Origin of the sequence: Rickettsia sp. Tenjiku01 (assembly GCF_001653015.1) — a bacterium.
Taxonomy (GTDB): Bacteria; Pseudomonadota; Alphaproteobacteria; order Rickettsiales; family Rickettsiaceae; genus Rickettsia; species Rickettsia rickettsii.
On record NZ_BCMR01000023.1, the window covers coordinates 1 to 14,076 of the forward strand.

Consider the following 14,076-nt stretch of genomic DNA (forward strand, 5'->3'; position numbering starts at 1 on the left):
AAGAACATAGCGATGACCGTGCAGGAATTGACATTTATTTTGATGTTCTATAATTCTATGTCCTGCATCGAACTCAATACGACGAGTACATTTTATCATTATTATATACTTCCTTTCTTTGAATGATTTTACTTTTTTTTCAAAGAGTAAAAACGGGACCACGTCATTGTGAGGAAAATTACGAAGTAATTGACGAAGCAATCTCAGGAGTTTGGTTATTATTTCATGAGATTGCCATGCAGCCTACGGCTGCTCGCAATGACAATTTTTTACAAATTTAACAATAACTTTTCAGGATTCTCAATAAGCTGCTTAATTTTTACCAAGAACGATACTCCTTCTTTCCCGTCAATTATACGATGATCGTAAGATAAAGCTATATACATCATCGGACGTATTTCAATTTTACCGTCTATAACTACAGCTCTTTCCTCGGTTTTATGTAAGCCTAGAATACCTGATTGAGGAGGATTAATAATCGGTGTAGATAATAATGAGCCATATACGCCTCCGTTAGAAATCGAGAATGTCCCACCTGACAAATCAGTCATAGCAAGCTTACCCTCACGAGCTTGTTTAGCCAAAATTCCTATAGCTTTCTCCACTTCGGCAAATCCCATTTTATCGGCATCCCTAACAACCGGTACAACAAGCCCTTGCTCTGTTCCGACAGCTACACCTATATCATAGTAATTTTTATATACTAAATCATCGCCATCTATTTCAGCATTTACCGACGGAATAAGCTTTAAAGCTTCAATTGTTGCTTTAACAAAGAAAGACATAAACCCAAGTTTCACAGCGTGCTTTTTCTCAAACTCTTCTTTATATTGATTACGCAAAGCAATTACTTTTGACATATCGATTTCATTAAAAGTAGTCAAAATAGCTGCTGTATTTTGTGAATCTTTTAAACGCTGTGCAATAGTTTTACGCAAGCGTGACATACGAACACGCTGCACTCTTTCTTCCTTAGATTTTATTGCAGGAGCAGAAGTAGTCGTAGTGTTTATTGTTGCAAGCACGTCACCTTTGGTAATTCTACCGTCTCTACCTGTTCCTTTTATATTATTGGGGTTAAGCTTATTTTCGGTAACTAATTTTTGTACAGAAGGAGCAAGAGTATTATTAGCTACGGCAGGTTTTTCTGCAGTAGGTTGTGTTACTGCTTGAGCTTTAGCAGATTCATTATTAGTACCGGCAGTATTTGCAGGTGCTCCTTCATTTATTTCGCCTATTTCTTCGCCAACTGCTACATTTGTACCGTCAGTTTTCGATATTTTACCTATAGTACCATTGCAAGGAGCATTAACTTCTAAAGTCACTTTTTCGGTTTCGATTTCTAACAGTAATTCATCGGTTTTAACCGAATCGCCTTCTTCCTTATACCATTTGGCAATAGTTGCTTCCGTTATCGACTCCCCAAGCGATGGTACTATAATTTTAACGCTCATAATTTATTTTACTCCTAATATTTGTATAGCATCGCCCTGTATAGTTTTATCGTCATTGCGAGAAGACGCTATAAGAGTCGACGAAGCAATCTCAGGCAAATTCCTGAGATTGCCACGCTCCTTTTAGTTGCTCGCAATGATGATTATTAGGCAATACCCTAAGAATCATATCCCCAATGCTGTCCTTAATAGTTTCTCTTGCTGTTTATTATGTGCTTGCAGCGAGCCTACTGCTGGAGAGGCTGATTCCTCTCTACCTACATATTTAAATTCATTTTTAATGCCTGCTTCTTTTAAAGCATCGTTTAAGTGAGAAACTATATAACACCAAGTTCCCATATTCTTTGGTTCTTCCTGACACCAAATAAATTCCTGCGTCCTATTATATTTTTTTAATAGCGATGCTACAAGTTTTTTTTCAAAAGGGTATAATTGCTCAAGCCTAATAATCGCTATATTACTGTTATTGCCACGCATTTCAAATAGATCGTAATATACCTTACCGCTGCATAAAATTACTTTAGTAATATTGTTTGTATCTACTTTAGTTACTTCATCTAAAATTGGTAAGAAAGTAGTATTTTCACCTAGCTCGTCAAGTTTAGATACGGCATATTTATGACGTAATAATGATTTTGGCGACATTACGATTAACGGTTTACGGGTATCATCAAGTATTTGGCGACGTAGCAGATGGAAAATCGAAGCAGGGGTAGTAGGGTATGTAACATACATATTATTCTCAGCCGCCAGTTGTAAGAACCTCTCAAGTCGTGCCGAACTATGCTCCGGTCCTTGTCCCTCAAATGCATGAGGTAACAAAACCACAAGCCCGCTCATACGAAGCCATTTAGTTTCGCTGCTTGAAATAAACTGGTCAAAAATAATCTGAGCTCCATTAGCAAAATCACCGAATTGTGCTTCCCATAAAACTAAATTTTTTGGGTTTGCGAGTGAATAACCATACTCAAAACCAAGCACCGCATATTCAGATAAATTACTATCGGCTACCTCGTATTTTGCTTGTTCTTTAGATAAATTATTTAGAGGTATATAGGTAGTACCATCAATTTGGTTGTGCAATACTGAATGACGATGCGAGAAAGTACCGCGTCCCGAATCTTGTCCGGTTAGCCTTATATTTGTGCCTGAAGCAAGCAAGCTTGCAAAAGCTAGCTGCTCTGCCGTCGCCCAATCAATAGGTTGATCAGCTGTTAGAGTGGCTTTTCGAGCTTCAAATAGTTTTACAAGTTTTGGATTAACGGCAAAATCTTTCGGTATTTCGCATAGTTTAGTGCCTAAATCGTGTAATGTTTTTTTACTGATACCCGTTATTGTAGCTTGTGTACGAGTACGAGAAATACCTTGCCATAATCCGCCTAAGAAATGTGCTTCTTGCTTATAACTTTTTGCCTGCTCATATTCCTTATCTAGTTTTGCTTTAAATTCTTCTTTTAACTTAGCAAAATAATTATTGTCGATTACACCGCTTTTTACTAACTCATTTGCGTAAATATTTCCAGGGGTCAGTTTGTTTTTAATAATGTTATACATCGTGCCTTGAGTATACATCGGCTCATCGCCTTCATTATGCCCATATTTACGGTAACAAATAATTTCTACTACAACATCCTTACCAAATTTCTGCCTGTATTCTACCGCAATATTGGTGGCTTTTAACACTGCTTCTATATCGTCACCGTTAACGTGTAAAATCGGGGCAGCTATGATTTTAGCAAACTCCGTAGAATATCTACTAGCTCTAGTATCTGCAGCATTAGCCGTAAAACCTAACTGATTATTAATGACGAAATGCAATATCCCGCCGATATCATAAGCAGCTAAAGGTGACATTGATAGACTCTCGGCAACCACGCCCTGACCGCAAAAAGCAGCATCGCCATGCACTAAAATAGCTTTGACTTTACTGCGTTTAGTATCTCCAAGAATATCTTGCTTTGCTCTTACTTTTCCTGCAACTATAGGATTTACCGCTTCTAAATGTGAAGGGTTATCGGCTAGCGACAAGTGTATTTTCTTATCCTCTAGAGTTCTATCGGACGAATAGCCTAAATGGTATTTTACATCGCCTGAAACATTTAGCTCATCAGGAAATACGCTGCCGCTTATGAAGTCCGCAATAACGGCTTTATATGGCTTACCTACTACTTTAGTTAGAGTGTTTAATCTCCCTCGATGTGCCATACCGATAACGATTTCTGAGACGCCCTGATGCATGGATAAATCTATAGCTTTACTCATAGCAACTATAGAAACATCACCACCCTCAATGGAAAAACGCTTAGCTCCGGGAAATTTTGTATGTAAATACTGCTCAAACCCTTCTACTTCTACTAAATCATTTAAGATAGTTTTTTTGTCTTCAGAAGAAAACGTAACTTCGCTTTCTAGCTTATTATATAACCAGTTTTTTCCTGCTACATTTTCTATTTGCTCAAACTCTACACCTATAGAACCTGTATAAACTTTATCGAACTTGGTCACTAATTCAGATAATTTACAGTTCCAAGTACCGACAAATTCATCCGTAATATTGATATTTTCTTCTAGCTGACTGCTATCAAGACCAAAAGTTTCTATATTAAGATTTAAATCATTTTTTGTTTTACGTAGCTCAAGACCAAGCGGATCAAGATTCGCTAAATAGTGAGCATGCTTGCGATAAGCATTGATCATTTCCTTAGCTTTTAAACTATTTAAGTCTTCAGAAGATAAATTATTATTTAACGATTCTTTTTTTATTTCATCAGGGATAATTATTTTTGCCGTACTTTTATTGAGTAAAGTATTATTATCCTTAATGCCGGCAAAAAATTCTTGCCAAGTTTGATCAACCGAGGCAGGGTTGGCTAGATATTGCTTATATAGCTCTTCAACAAAAACAGCATTCCCGCCAAATAAATAACCTGTTTGTTTAAAGTCTTCTTCCATATTATTGTTTATATTGTTTAGTTTTTGTCATAAGTCGTCATTGCAAGCGACTGCAAGGAGTGTGGCAATTTCAGCAATTCTTCCGAGATGGCTTCGTCAATTACTGCGTAATTTCCTCGCAATAACGATTTTATTACTATAAATACTTCCCTTCTAAATATCTTATATACACCTCAGGGTTGATTTTTTCCTCACCGCTAGCACTTTTTAATAAATCGGCTGAATTTTTTAACGAACCGAGATTTCTAAAATTCTTATTTAGATAATTATTTAGATTACTAAAATCACCCTTTAATATATCATCTTTTATATTTGAATGCATCTCTTTTACTTTTTTCATCACCATTGATGCGATAATTGCACCGTTTGTATAGGCGGGAAAGTAACCGAAATTTCCGTGTGACCAATGAATATCTTGAAGACAGCCGTTACTAAAACTTACCGGTTTAACGCCTAAATATTCCTGCATCTTATTATCCCAACAGTTTGGTAACTCATCGAGATTCAAGTCGCCATTGATAAGCATTTCCTCTATCTCAAAACGTAATATTACGTGCATCGGATAAGTTACTTCATCTGCATCTACTCTTATAAAATCAGGCGTCACTCTTGTAATTTTTCTATATAAACTTGCTGCTGAATATTCTTCGCTTTTAAAAGCAAATTCGTCTCTAAGTAATTTAGCTAAAAATTCGGTAAACTCTCTTGATCTACCTACTTGCATTTCCATAAATAAAGATTGGCTTTCATGGAAGGCCATACCTTTAGCAAGCCCAACCGGCTGCCCTTTATACATTTCCGGTAGATTCTGCTCATATAAAGCATGTCCTGTTTCGTGAATAATTCCCATTAAACCGCTTATGAAATTATCTTTATCATACCTAGTAGTTAAACGTATATCGTTTGGCGTTCCACCGCAAAAAGGATGAGTCGATTCGTCTAATCGTCCTTTTGTTAGATCAAACTGCATAATTCCCATAATGCGTTTTCCGATACGCTTTTGCATTTCAGGAGCTAGTTTGCTGTGTTTTACTAGTGCTTTCTCGGTTTGCTGTTTTTCTAAAACTTTATTTATGAGCTGCGGGAGTTCTTTTTTAAGTACGGAAAAAACTTGTTTGATCTCGCTACTTTTTCTGCTTGGATCAAACATATCTATTAATGAGTCGTATAATCCGCAATTAAAAGCATCTGCTCGTACTTTAGCAACTTCTTTCGTATAATCTAAGACTTTTTGTAAGTGTGATTTGAATAAATTATAGTCGTTATGTTTTCTTGCTTCTCGCCAAACAAGTGCGGCTTTAGTAGTAGCTGCTACCCATTTCTTTTGTAGCTGCTCGTCAATACAATTTGCATCTGTTACTTTTCTCTCAATCTCTCTAATATTACCATTCTGCCATTCATCAAGGTTCTTTGATTCTTCTTTTGCCTTGCTAAGTAGCTCCTTTAGAATAGGAGATTTGAGCATAGAATGAACTAGCGACGTTAAAGTTACTATTTCATTTGTCCTACTCTCACCTGAACCCATAGGCATATTTACGGCAACATCCCAGTATAATATGCTCAAGATATTATTAAAATGTGAGATGGTTGCAAATTCGTTTTCTAATTTTATGTAGTTGTTGTTCATATGTTCCCTATTATGTCATTCCCGTGAAAGCGGGAATCCAGTAAAACCTATAAAAAACTTATTTTTATAGGTTTATTTGTTAATTAATATGTAATTTCTTGTAGCAATATTAAGGTTATTTTCTGGATTCTCGCTTTCGCAGGAATGACATAAAAACCGTACCGCTAGTGCCTATTACAAATGCAACAACTCCTTGGCTGCTTTTAAACTTGCTTTGGTGATTGTTTTACCTGAAATCATGCGGGCGAGTTCCTCCTGTCTTTCAGCTAAATTTAAAGCTTTTACCGTTACTTTTGTTTCTTTTTCTAGCTGTGTTTTCTCAATTTTTATATGCAAATCCGCTTTACCTGCTACTTGCGGCTGGTGCGTAATAACTATTACTTGAGTAATGCTACTAAGTTTTTTTAATCGCTCACCTACTTTATCTGCGACCTCTCCGCTAATCCCGACATCTATTTCATCAAATATAATAGATGGTTTTACCATTTTATCAAACAAAGAAGTTTTTAAAGCTAACATGAATCTTGATAATTCACCGCCGGAAGCGATTTTATTAATTGCTGCAGCTGCCGTTCCCGGGTTAGTAGACGCTTTAAACACAATATCGTCATTACCGTCGGCTGTTGGTTCTTTAGCATTTATCTCAATCTCAAAAATTGCTTTCGCCATTTTAAGCTGCTTTAGCTCCTGATGCAACGATTCTTCTAGATGTTTTGCAACAATAAGACGCTTTGCAGATAAATTACTCGCTAGTTCATAATATTTTTTCTGCAGTAGTATTTCTTGAGCTTTCAACTCATTACTATTTGCTATTTTGTTTTTTAATATACTGAGCTGCTCTAAAGATTTATCTAAAAATACACCTAACGCATCAGCAGGAACATTATATTTACGGCTAATAGCTTTTATTAAAAATAATCTTTCTTCTGTTTCTTCAAGATTATATTCCTCATAATTGAAACTATCTAACAGATTTGATAATTCTTGGCGTGCTTCTTCTAGATTATTATAGGCTTCCTCTAAACTTGTAACGATAGCTTCAAAACGCTCATTGTTGCCTTGCCTTGCTAATAATTTCTCTGCTCTATTAATCGATGTATTTATTTCAGGGTTATTAATCTGTTCTAGAATATCTTTTATGAGCTGTAAATCCTTATCTTTATTTTGCAAATCTTTTCGTAGATTTGCTAATTTTTCTTCTTCACCTGTTTGAATGTTCAGTTTAGTTAATTCTTCCGTTGCAAAGCTCAAATAATCAATTTCTTGTTCTATAGAATTTTGTTTAAGTGTTATTTCGGCCATTTCTTTCCGAGTATTTTGCCAAGCCTGATAGCATTTGGAAAGCTCCGCTCGAAAGTCCAAAAGATTTCCATAACTATCTAAAATATCACGCTGCGTATTTGCTTCTAGAAGAGAAATATTATTATTTTGTCCATGAAGCTCGAATAAATAAGTAGCTAATTGCTGCATAAGAGCTTTAGTAACCACTTGATTATTAATGAAAAAATTTTTTCGTCCTTCGGCTTTTTGCAGACACTTTACAAACAATAACTCTTCAGGTTCAATAAAATTTTGAATCAGAAAATTTTTTATTTCTTCATTTAAAGAGAATATTATATTAACAACAGCGTAATCTTTTCCACGCTTTATTATATTATTTGAAGTTTTATAACCTAAGCAAAATAAAATAGCATCAAGTAAAATAGATTTACCGGCTCCCGTTTCACCGGTAATAACACATAAACCTTTATTAAACTCAATTTCCAGCTCGTCTATCAGAATGAAGTTTTTAACTGAGAGACTGTAGAACATATGCCGCTTAATTTTGGTGGTTCTGAACTAGCCTGTACGCATAACTATACCATTGACTATCAGGATAGTTGTAACCTAGCACTGAGGCATATTTTTTTGCTTCATCCGGAAGTCCAAGCATCATATAACTCTCGGCTAAACGGTAAAGAGCTTCTACCGAGTGAGAAGTAGTTTGATAATTATCAATTACCTCTTCAAATCTATTTATAGCTGCCATCGGATTCTTTTTCTTTAAGTAAAACCGACCTACCATCATCTCTTTACCTGCTAAATGATCGTTTACTAGGTCAATTTTTAAAGATGAATCAATAGCATATTTAGTATTTGGGAATTTTGCTATTACGTCTTCAAAACTATCTTTAGCTAGGAAAGTTCTAGATTGATCATGATTTACGTCTGAAATTAACATATAATATGATAATGCTTTAAGGTAATATGCATAAGCAATGTCAACATTTGCAGGGTGCAACTTAATGAACATATCAAGCACATCAACCGCTTCTTCATATTGAGCGGCGAGAAATAAAGAATAAGCCTGCATCAATTCGGCTTGTGGCGTCATTTCATTACCTGGATGCTGGTACAATACTCTGCCGAATTCTTCTGCAGCGTTCTTATATTTTTTCTTTTCCAATAAGGTAATACCTTCATTATACAGGGTAGGGATAGGGACTACTATGTCATCACTGGTTTTTTTGTTTTTGCACCCGCCTAAAACTAACCCTATAACTAAAAGGGTACTCAATAATTTTGTTAATTTCATAAGAACTTAAATTCAGTTAATAACTAAATATACATATAGGCTTACAGAATTTCAAGGATTAAAATCTCACAAACTTATAAATTAGACCTATTCAGAAACTGGTTTATAGGGAGGAATTTGAGGGAAACACAGAATGCAGAATCGCAGCGTACACTTGTACGTAAGGATTCGAGTACCGGATCGATGTACAAATTACCCCTAGAAGAATAGGTCTATATTCTTGGACTTATTTCTCTACCCAATGTCCTTTATCATTTTTATGGTATTTTTTTTCTACGGCCGACCATGCTACTTATATGTGCAACTGTTTCTCTAGAGTCATTCCCACGTCTTTTATCGGCATCCTTATATGGTTCAAATGCCATGATTAAAAGCTTCACGATAAATATCCTTAGCATGGCTCGGAAGATGATTTTTAACTGAATCAGGTAAATCGTTATTATTCTTATAGGACATAAAAACCTCCGGTAATATTATGCAAATAATATTTTATAATATTGGAGGTTTCATTTCTATAGGAAAGGTAAATAAAATTTACGACCACAGACTTTTCATTTTATTAAAAAAGCTGCCGTCATTTTCTTTTTCATTTATGGATTCTTGTTTGAATTCTTCTAGTAATTCACGTTGTCTTTTAGATAAATTTTTAGGTACTTCGACATGAATATGCGTAAGCATATCACCCCTAATAGTTGATCTCATTTTAGACATACCTTTGCTGCGTAGCCTTAATTGATCACCGTTTTGTGTGCCTGCAGGAATTGTTAAGTTTACTTTTCCGCCTTCAATTACCGGTACTTCTATCTCTCCTCCAAGAGCAGCATTCACAAAACTAATAGGTAGTTTACAATGTAGATTTGCTCCGTCTACTTTATAAATATCATGTGGTTTTATTGTTATATCAACGTATAAATCACCGCTATTACCGCCTCTAATACCTGCTTCCCCTTCTCCGGTATGTCTTATTCTAGTACCGTTTTCAACACCGGCAGGAATGTTTACCGATAAATTTCGTTGTTTATGGTAACGTCCCATGCCATGACATTTCTTGCAAGGATTTTTTATAATGTGTCCGTTACCTTGGCATTTATGACAAGCTTGTTCGATCGTAAAGAATCCTTGCTGCATTCTAGTCGCTCCAACACCGCTGCAAGCATCGCAAGTAGTTACGGTTTCACCTTTTTCAGAACCGCTACCGTGACAAGTATCGCATTTTACTGCGCTAGAAAAGCTAATATTTTTTTCTATACCGTGAAATGCTTCCTCTAGGTTAATTGTCAGATTATATTTTAAATCTGAGCCTCTAACTTTAGCTGAAGTTGGGCGTGATGATCTTCTGCTGCCTCCCATAAAGTCGCTAAAGAAGTCACCAAATATGTCGTTAATATCAGGGTAAAAACCGCCATGATTTCCTCCTCCCCCTCGTGATTGTTGATTTTGAAAAGCATCGTGTCCCAAACGGTCATAAGCAGCTCTTTTTTGCTCATCTTTTAGAACATCATAAGCGGCATTGATTTCTTTAAATTTCTTTTCAGCATCTTTAGCATCAGTAGTATCAGGGTGATATTGTTTGGCTAGCTTGAGGTAGGCTTTTTTAAGGTCAGCTTGGCTAGCTGTTTTACTAACCCCTAGTATTTGGTAATAATTTTGTGACATAATTTAATTTATAAAATGAGATTGTAACGTCATTACGAGGAAAATTACATAGTAATTTGACAAAGCAATCTCAGGATATTTAACGAGATTGCCACGTCGCTTCGCTCCTCGCAATGACGAAATTACTTCTACTTCTTCTCTACATCTTGAAAGTCGGCATCTACTATTTTTTCATCATTAGCGGCACTTTCTTCAGCAGGTTGGCTCTCGCTTTGTGCTTTATACATTGCTTCACCGATTTTCATGCTAGCTGCAGTTAAACTTTCGGTCTTTTCTTTAATCAAAGCAGTATCTTCCGACTCAAGCACGGCTTTTAAAGCGGCTAGTGCTTCTTCAACAGCTCCTTTATCGTCTGATGATAATTTATCGCCATATTCTGTAAGAGTTTTTTCAGTAGAATAAACTAAACTATCGGCAGCATTTTTTGCTGCAATAAGTTCCTTACGCTTTTTGTCTGCATCAGCATTTTGTTCGGCATCTTTAACCATTTGTTCAATTTCCGCATCGCTAAGACCACCGGAAGCTTGAATAGTGACTTTCTGCTCTTTACCGCTTGCTTTATCTTTAGCTGAAACATGCACTATTCCGTTAGCATCAATGTCAAACGTTACTTCTATTTGCGGCAAACCTCTTGGTGCAAGAGGTATACCTTCGAGATTAAACTGACCAAGTAATTTATTATCTTTTGCCATTTCACGTTCACCTTGGAATACTCTAATAGTTACGGCATGCTGGTTATCATCAGCAGTTGAGAATACCTGACTTTTTTTAGTAGGTATAGTAGTATTACGATCAATTAATCTTGTAAATATGCCGCCAAGAGTTTCAATGCCAAGGGATAGAGGTGTAACGTCTAATAATAATATATCCGTTACTTCTTTATTAAGTACTCCGCCTTGAATAGCAGCACCGAGAGCTACAACCTCATCGGGATTTACGCCTTTATGCGGCTCACGTCCGAAGAATTTTTTTACGGCTTCTTGTACTTTCGGCATTCTAGTCATACCGCCTACTAATACTACTTCTTGAATATCAGAAGCTTTAAAACCTGCATCCTGTAATGCTTTACGGCAAGGCTCAATTGTTTTTTCAATTAAATCATCTACTAATTTTTCTAGTTCAGCTCTAGTAAATTTAATATTTAAGTGTTTTGGACCGCTACTATCAGCCGTAATATAAGGTAAATTAATATCGGTAGTTACTGCAGAAGATAGCTCTTTCTTAGCTTTTTCCGCGGCTTCTTTCAAACGTTGAAGTGCTAAAGGATCTTTACTTAAATCTATACCGTTTTCTTTTTTGAATACATCTATTAAATGGTTTAATATTCTTGTATCGAAATCTTCACCGCCAAGGAATGTATCGCCGTTTGTTGATTTCACTTCAAAAACACCGTCAGCGATCTCAAGAATTGAAACATCGAATGTTCCGCCGCCAAGATCGTATACTGCAATAGTTTTACTTGCCGATTTCTCGAAACCGTAAGCAAGCGCTGCAGCAGTCGGCTCGTTGATTATTCTAAGGACCTCAAGACCTGCTATTTTACCGGCGTCTTTCGTGGCTTGACGCTGTGCATCATTAAAATAAGCAGGTACAGTAATTACTGCTTGTGTTACTTTGTCCCCTAAATAATTCTCAGCAGTTTCTTTCATTTTTTGTAAAATGAATGCACTAATTTGACTTGGTGAATATGTATTATTATCCGCTTCGACCCATGCATCGCCGTTATCGGCTTTAACTATATTATACGGTACAATACCTTGGTCTTTCCTAACCATAGGATCGATAAAATTTCTACCGATTAATCGCTTTACCGCATATATAGTATTGCGAGGGTTAGTTACTGCTTGCCTCTTAGCAGATTGCCCGACTAATTTTTCGCCGTTTGCAAAAGCTATTATTGACGGCGTAGTTCTTTCACCTTCTGCATTTTCTATTACCTTTGGTTCTTTACCTTCCATGACCGCAACACAAGAGTTGGTAGTCCCAAGGTCGATACCTATTACTTTTCCCATAAGATTCCTCGTTTTCTTTTTTTTATTTTATTATGACTTTATGATGTGATATAGTGCGGCTTAAATGATTTTACAAGAGGTGACAATGAAAAAACTACCGATTTTACTAAAACTTTTATTTATTATTAATTTAGTTTGCCTAAATAATATAGTTTTAGCATCTAGCGAAACAAGCACTATTATATTTGAAACAGCAAAGAAAGCAATAGTAACGATCGATACTAGAATTGCCGTATCGGCATATGACGATACAAGTAGTTGGACTGGAACGGGATTTATCAACGATAAGAACAACGGTTATATAATTACTAATACTCATGTTGTCGGCGGTGCGTCTATCGGAACTTATTTTGTTACTTTTTATAACGGTGAGCAGGCAGAAGCAAAACTTATCTATTACGATATTTGGCAAGATTATGCCGTTTTAAAAGTAGAGAGTAAAGATATACCGGCATCAGCAACGCAAATATCTTTTGCAAGCGAATTTCCAAAATTAAATCAAAAGGTTTTTGTAGTCGGTAACACAGAAGCAAAAGGTTTTTCTTTCCATACCGGTTATTTGTCTGATCTTTATAATATTGAAGGTTTAATGCCGCAATGTACTTATGTTATTAATTTAAATACTACAGGAGGTGCTAGCGGTTCACCGGTATTAAACGATAAGATTGAGGCTATAGGAGTATTATATGGTGGTGGTAAAACTCATTCTCTAGCGTTGCACGGTGATTATGTAGCGCGCACTTTAGAAAGTTTAAAGAATAATAAACAACCAGGCAGAAAACATATAGGAATAATAAGCGAGTTATATTCTTTAAATAAAGCAGTTAGACATCACAATTTCCCTAAAGAAGAAATGGATAAATATATAAAGAAATTTCCTGATAGTAGAAATAGAGTGATAAGCATTAAGGCAGTTCTAGCCGGATCACCTGCCGAAAAATCTTTAAAAGCCGGTGATATTATTTGGGCGGTTAATGATAAGGAACTCGGCGGCAATCTAGCATTATTTGATAGAGAAATGGATAATTTCAAAGGAATAGCTATTAAACTTACTATATTTCGTGACGGAAAAAAGCTAGAACAAGCAGTAGATTTATATGATGTGAACAATAATAAAATCGCTAAAATGATAAATTTCGGCGGTGCAGTATTTTTTGAAGCCGATGATTATTTTAGTAATAAATCAGGTATTCCTCTTAAAGCTCTAAGTATAGCTTCCGTTCAATCCGGTAGTAGCTTTAGCTCTATACCAACGTTTTTTACTAAAGATTATAAAAATGTTTATAGATTGCAAATTTTTGAGATGAAAGATTTAGCTTTAAGTAATCTTGATGATTTGGTGAAATTCTTGCCTGCTATTACTAAAGAGAAGTTTATAACGGTTAGATTTAGAAATTATCAACCTTATTATGCTAATTTCGGTTATAATGAACTTATCTCGTCGCATGATGATATGATTGCTGATGTAACTCTAGATTCTATAGATACTAAGCCTTATATATTAAAGTATAATACTATTTCTCATGATTGGGATATGGAAAATATAAAACTTCAGTAACTAATGACATTGTGATAAATTAACAACTCTTAATCAATGAAGTAATATATAATTCAACTTGGTTTGTTGCGTTATTATTCTTAAATTTATAATCTTATATTTTAGGAGAATTGCAAATTAGCTCAGAGTAGTTCGCCAACTAGGTCATTTTTGAGTGAATTGATAAATATTCTTTATGTTATTCCTGCAAAAAGCGAGATAGCATTGTTGCGTGGATACATACTAAAACCGTCATTGCGAGC

The 14,076-nt window shown here is 35.6% G+C and carries 11 protein-coding genes and 1 pseudogene; 3 read left to right on the forward strand and 9 right to left on the reverse strand.

Annotation, left to right across the window (positions count from 1 at the left end):
• The coding region (locus TENJIKU01_RS10860) for a 6-carboxytetrahydropterin synthase (protein WP_172795056.1) at window positions 1–99 on the reverse strand (99 nt) is incomplete at its 3' end.
• Window positions 100–122: 23 nt separating this feature from the next.
• Between TENJIKU01_RS10860 and TENJIKU01_RS09010 the strand changes: the two genes are divergently transcribed.
• The gene (locus TENJIKU01_RS09010; RefSeq protein WP_172795045.1) at window positions 123–281 is read left to right on the forward strand and encodes a hypothetical protein; all 159 of its coding nucleotides are present in this window, start codon (window positions 123–125) and stop codon (window positions 279–281) included.
• On the opposite strand, the gene odhB is transcribed toward TENJIKU01_RS09010, so the two are convergent.
• The 5 genes from odhB to TENJIKU01_RS05975 form a co-directional block, all read right to left on the reverse strand.
• The gene (gene odhB, locus TENJIKU01_RS05955; protein ID WP_064429577.1) at window positions 270–1,454 is read right to left on the reverse strand and encodes a 2-oxoglutarate dehydrogenase complex dihydrolipoyllysine-residue succinyltransferase; all 1,185 of its coding nucleotides are present in this window, start codon (window positions 1,452–1,454) and stop codon (window positions 270–272) included. The genes TENJIKU01_RS09010 and odhB overlap by 12 nt on opposite strands.
• A 165-nt stretch (window positions 1,455–1,619) precedes the next feature.
• A complete protein-coding gene (locus TENJIKU01_RS05960; RefSeq protein ID WP_064429578.1) occupies window positions 1,620–4,406 on the reverse strand; it encodes a 2-oxoglutarate dehydrogenase E1 component in 2,787 nt (928 codons plus the stop codon).
• Window positions 4,407–4,542: 136 nt separating this feature from the next.
• Window positions 4,543–6,033 (reverse strand): carboxypeptidase M32, encoded by a 1,491-nt coding sequence (locus tag TENJIKU01_RS05965; protein ID WP_064429579.1) that lies wholly within the window; start codon window positions 6,031–6,033, stop codon window positions 4,543–4,545.
• A gap of 174 nt (window positions 6,034–6,207) precedes the next feature.
• Entirely contained in the window at window positions 6,208–7,845 is a 1,638-nt protein-coding gene (gene recN / locus TENJIKU01_RS05970) for a DNA repair protein RecN (RefSeq protein WP_064429580.1), read from the reverse strand.
• 7 nt (window positions 7,846–7,852) lie between these two features.
• Window positions 7,853–8,608: an outer membrane protein assembly factor BamD gene (locus tag TENJIKU01_RS05975; RefSeq protein WP_064429581.1), complete on the reverse strand. Its 756-nt coding sequence runs from the start codon at window positions 8,606–8,608 to the stop codon at window positions 7,853–7,855.
• A 107-nt stretch (window positions 8,609–8,715) separates the two neighbouring features.
• On the opposite strand from TENJIKU01_RS05975, the pseudogene TENJIKU01_RS10805 reads away from it, so the two are divergent.
• Window positions 8,716–8,812, forward strand: a pseudogene (locus tag TENJIKU01_RS10805) (palindromic element RPE1 domain-containing protein); the annotation flags it as partial.
• Window positions 8,813–8,962: 150 nt separating this feature from the next.
• Here the strand turns inward: TENJIKU01_RS10805 and TENJIKU01_RS09950 are convergent.
• From TENJIKU01_RS09950 to dnaK, 3 genes are all read right to left on the reverse strand, one after another.
• On the reverse strand, window positions 8,963–9,064 hold the full coding sequence (locus TENJIKU01_RS09950; protein ID WP_153019888.1) for a ChaB family protein: 102 nt from the start codon (window positions 9,062–9,064) through the stop codon (window positions 8,963–8,965).
• A 78-nt stretch (window positions 9,065–9,142) separates the two neighbouring features.
• Window positions 9,143–10,264, reverse strand: coding sequence for a molecular chaperone DnaJ (gene dnaJ, locus TENJIKU01_RS05985; RefSeq protein ID WP_064429582.1), 1,122 nt, complete (start codon window positions 10,262–10,264; stop codon window positions 9,143–9,145).
• A gap of 128 nt (window positions 10,265–10,392) precedes the next feature.
• A complete protein-coding gene (gene dnaK, locus TENJIKU01_RS05990) occupies window positions 10,393–12,276 on the reverse strand; it encodes a molecular chaperone DnaK (RefSeq protein ID WP_064429583.1) in 1,884 nt (627 codons plus the stop codon).
• Between the two features lie 64 nt (window positions 12,277–12,340).
• Between dnaK and TENJIKU01_RS05995 the strand changes: the two genes are divergently transcribed.
• The gene (locus tag TENJIKU01_RS05995) at window positions 12,341–13,834 is read left to right on the forward strand and encodes a S1C family serine protease (RefSeq protein WP_064429584.1); all 1,494 of its coding nucleotides are present in this window, start codon (window positions 12,341–12,343) and stop codon (window positions 13,832–13,834) included.
• Window positions 13,835–14,076 lie beyond the last annotated feature (242 nt).

Bases quoted from the DNA above. Each gene is read 5' to 3' on its own strand.
- TENJIKU01_RS09010 (WP_172795045.1), top strand. From the start codon at position 123: ATGATTTTACTTTTTTTTCAAAGAGTAAAAACGGGACCACGTCATTGT.
- odhB (WP_064429577.1), bottom strand. From the start codon at position 1,454: ATGAGCGTTAAAATTATAGTACCATCGCTTGGGGAGTCGATAACGGAA.
- TENJIKU01_RS05960 (WP_064429578.1), bottom strand. From the start codon at position 4,406: ATGGAAGAAGACTTTAAACAAACAGGTTATTTATTTGGCGGGAATGCT.
- TENJIKU01_RS05965 (WP_064429579.1), bottom strand. From the start codon at position 6,033: ATGAACAACAACTACATAAAATTAGAAAACGAATTTGCAACCATCTCA.
- recN (WP_064429580.1), bottom strand. From the start codon at position 7,845: ATGTTCTACAGTCTCTCAGTTAAAAACTTCATTCTGATAGACGAGCTG.
- TENJIKU01_RS05975 (WP_064429581.1), bottom strand. From the start codon at position 8,608: ATGAAATTAACAAAATTATTGAGTACCCTTTTAGTTATAGGGTTAGTT.
- TENJIKU01_RS09950 (WP_153019888.1), bottom strand. From the start codon at position 9,064: ATGTCCTATAAGAATAATAACGATTTACCTGATTCAGTTAAAAATCAT.
- dnaJ (WP_064429582.1), bottom strand. From the start codon at position 10,264: ATGTCACAAAATTATTACCAAATACTAGGGGTTAGTAAAACAGCTAGC.
- dnaK (WP_064429583.1), bottom strand. From the start codon at position 12,276: ATGGGAAAAGTAATAGGTATCGACCTTGGGACTACCAACTCTTGTGTT.
- TENJIKU01_RS05995 (WP_064429584.1), top strand. From the start codon at position 12,341: ATGATTTTACAAGAGGTGACAATGAAAAAACTACCGATTTTACTAAAA.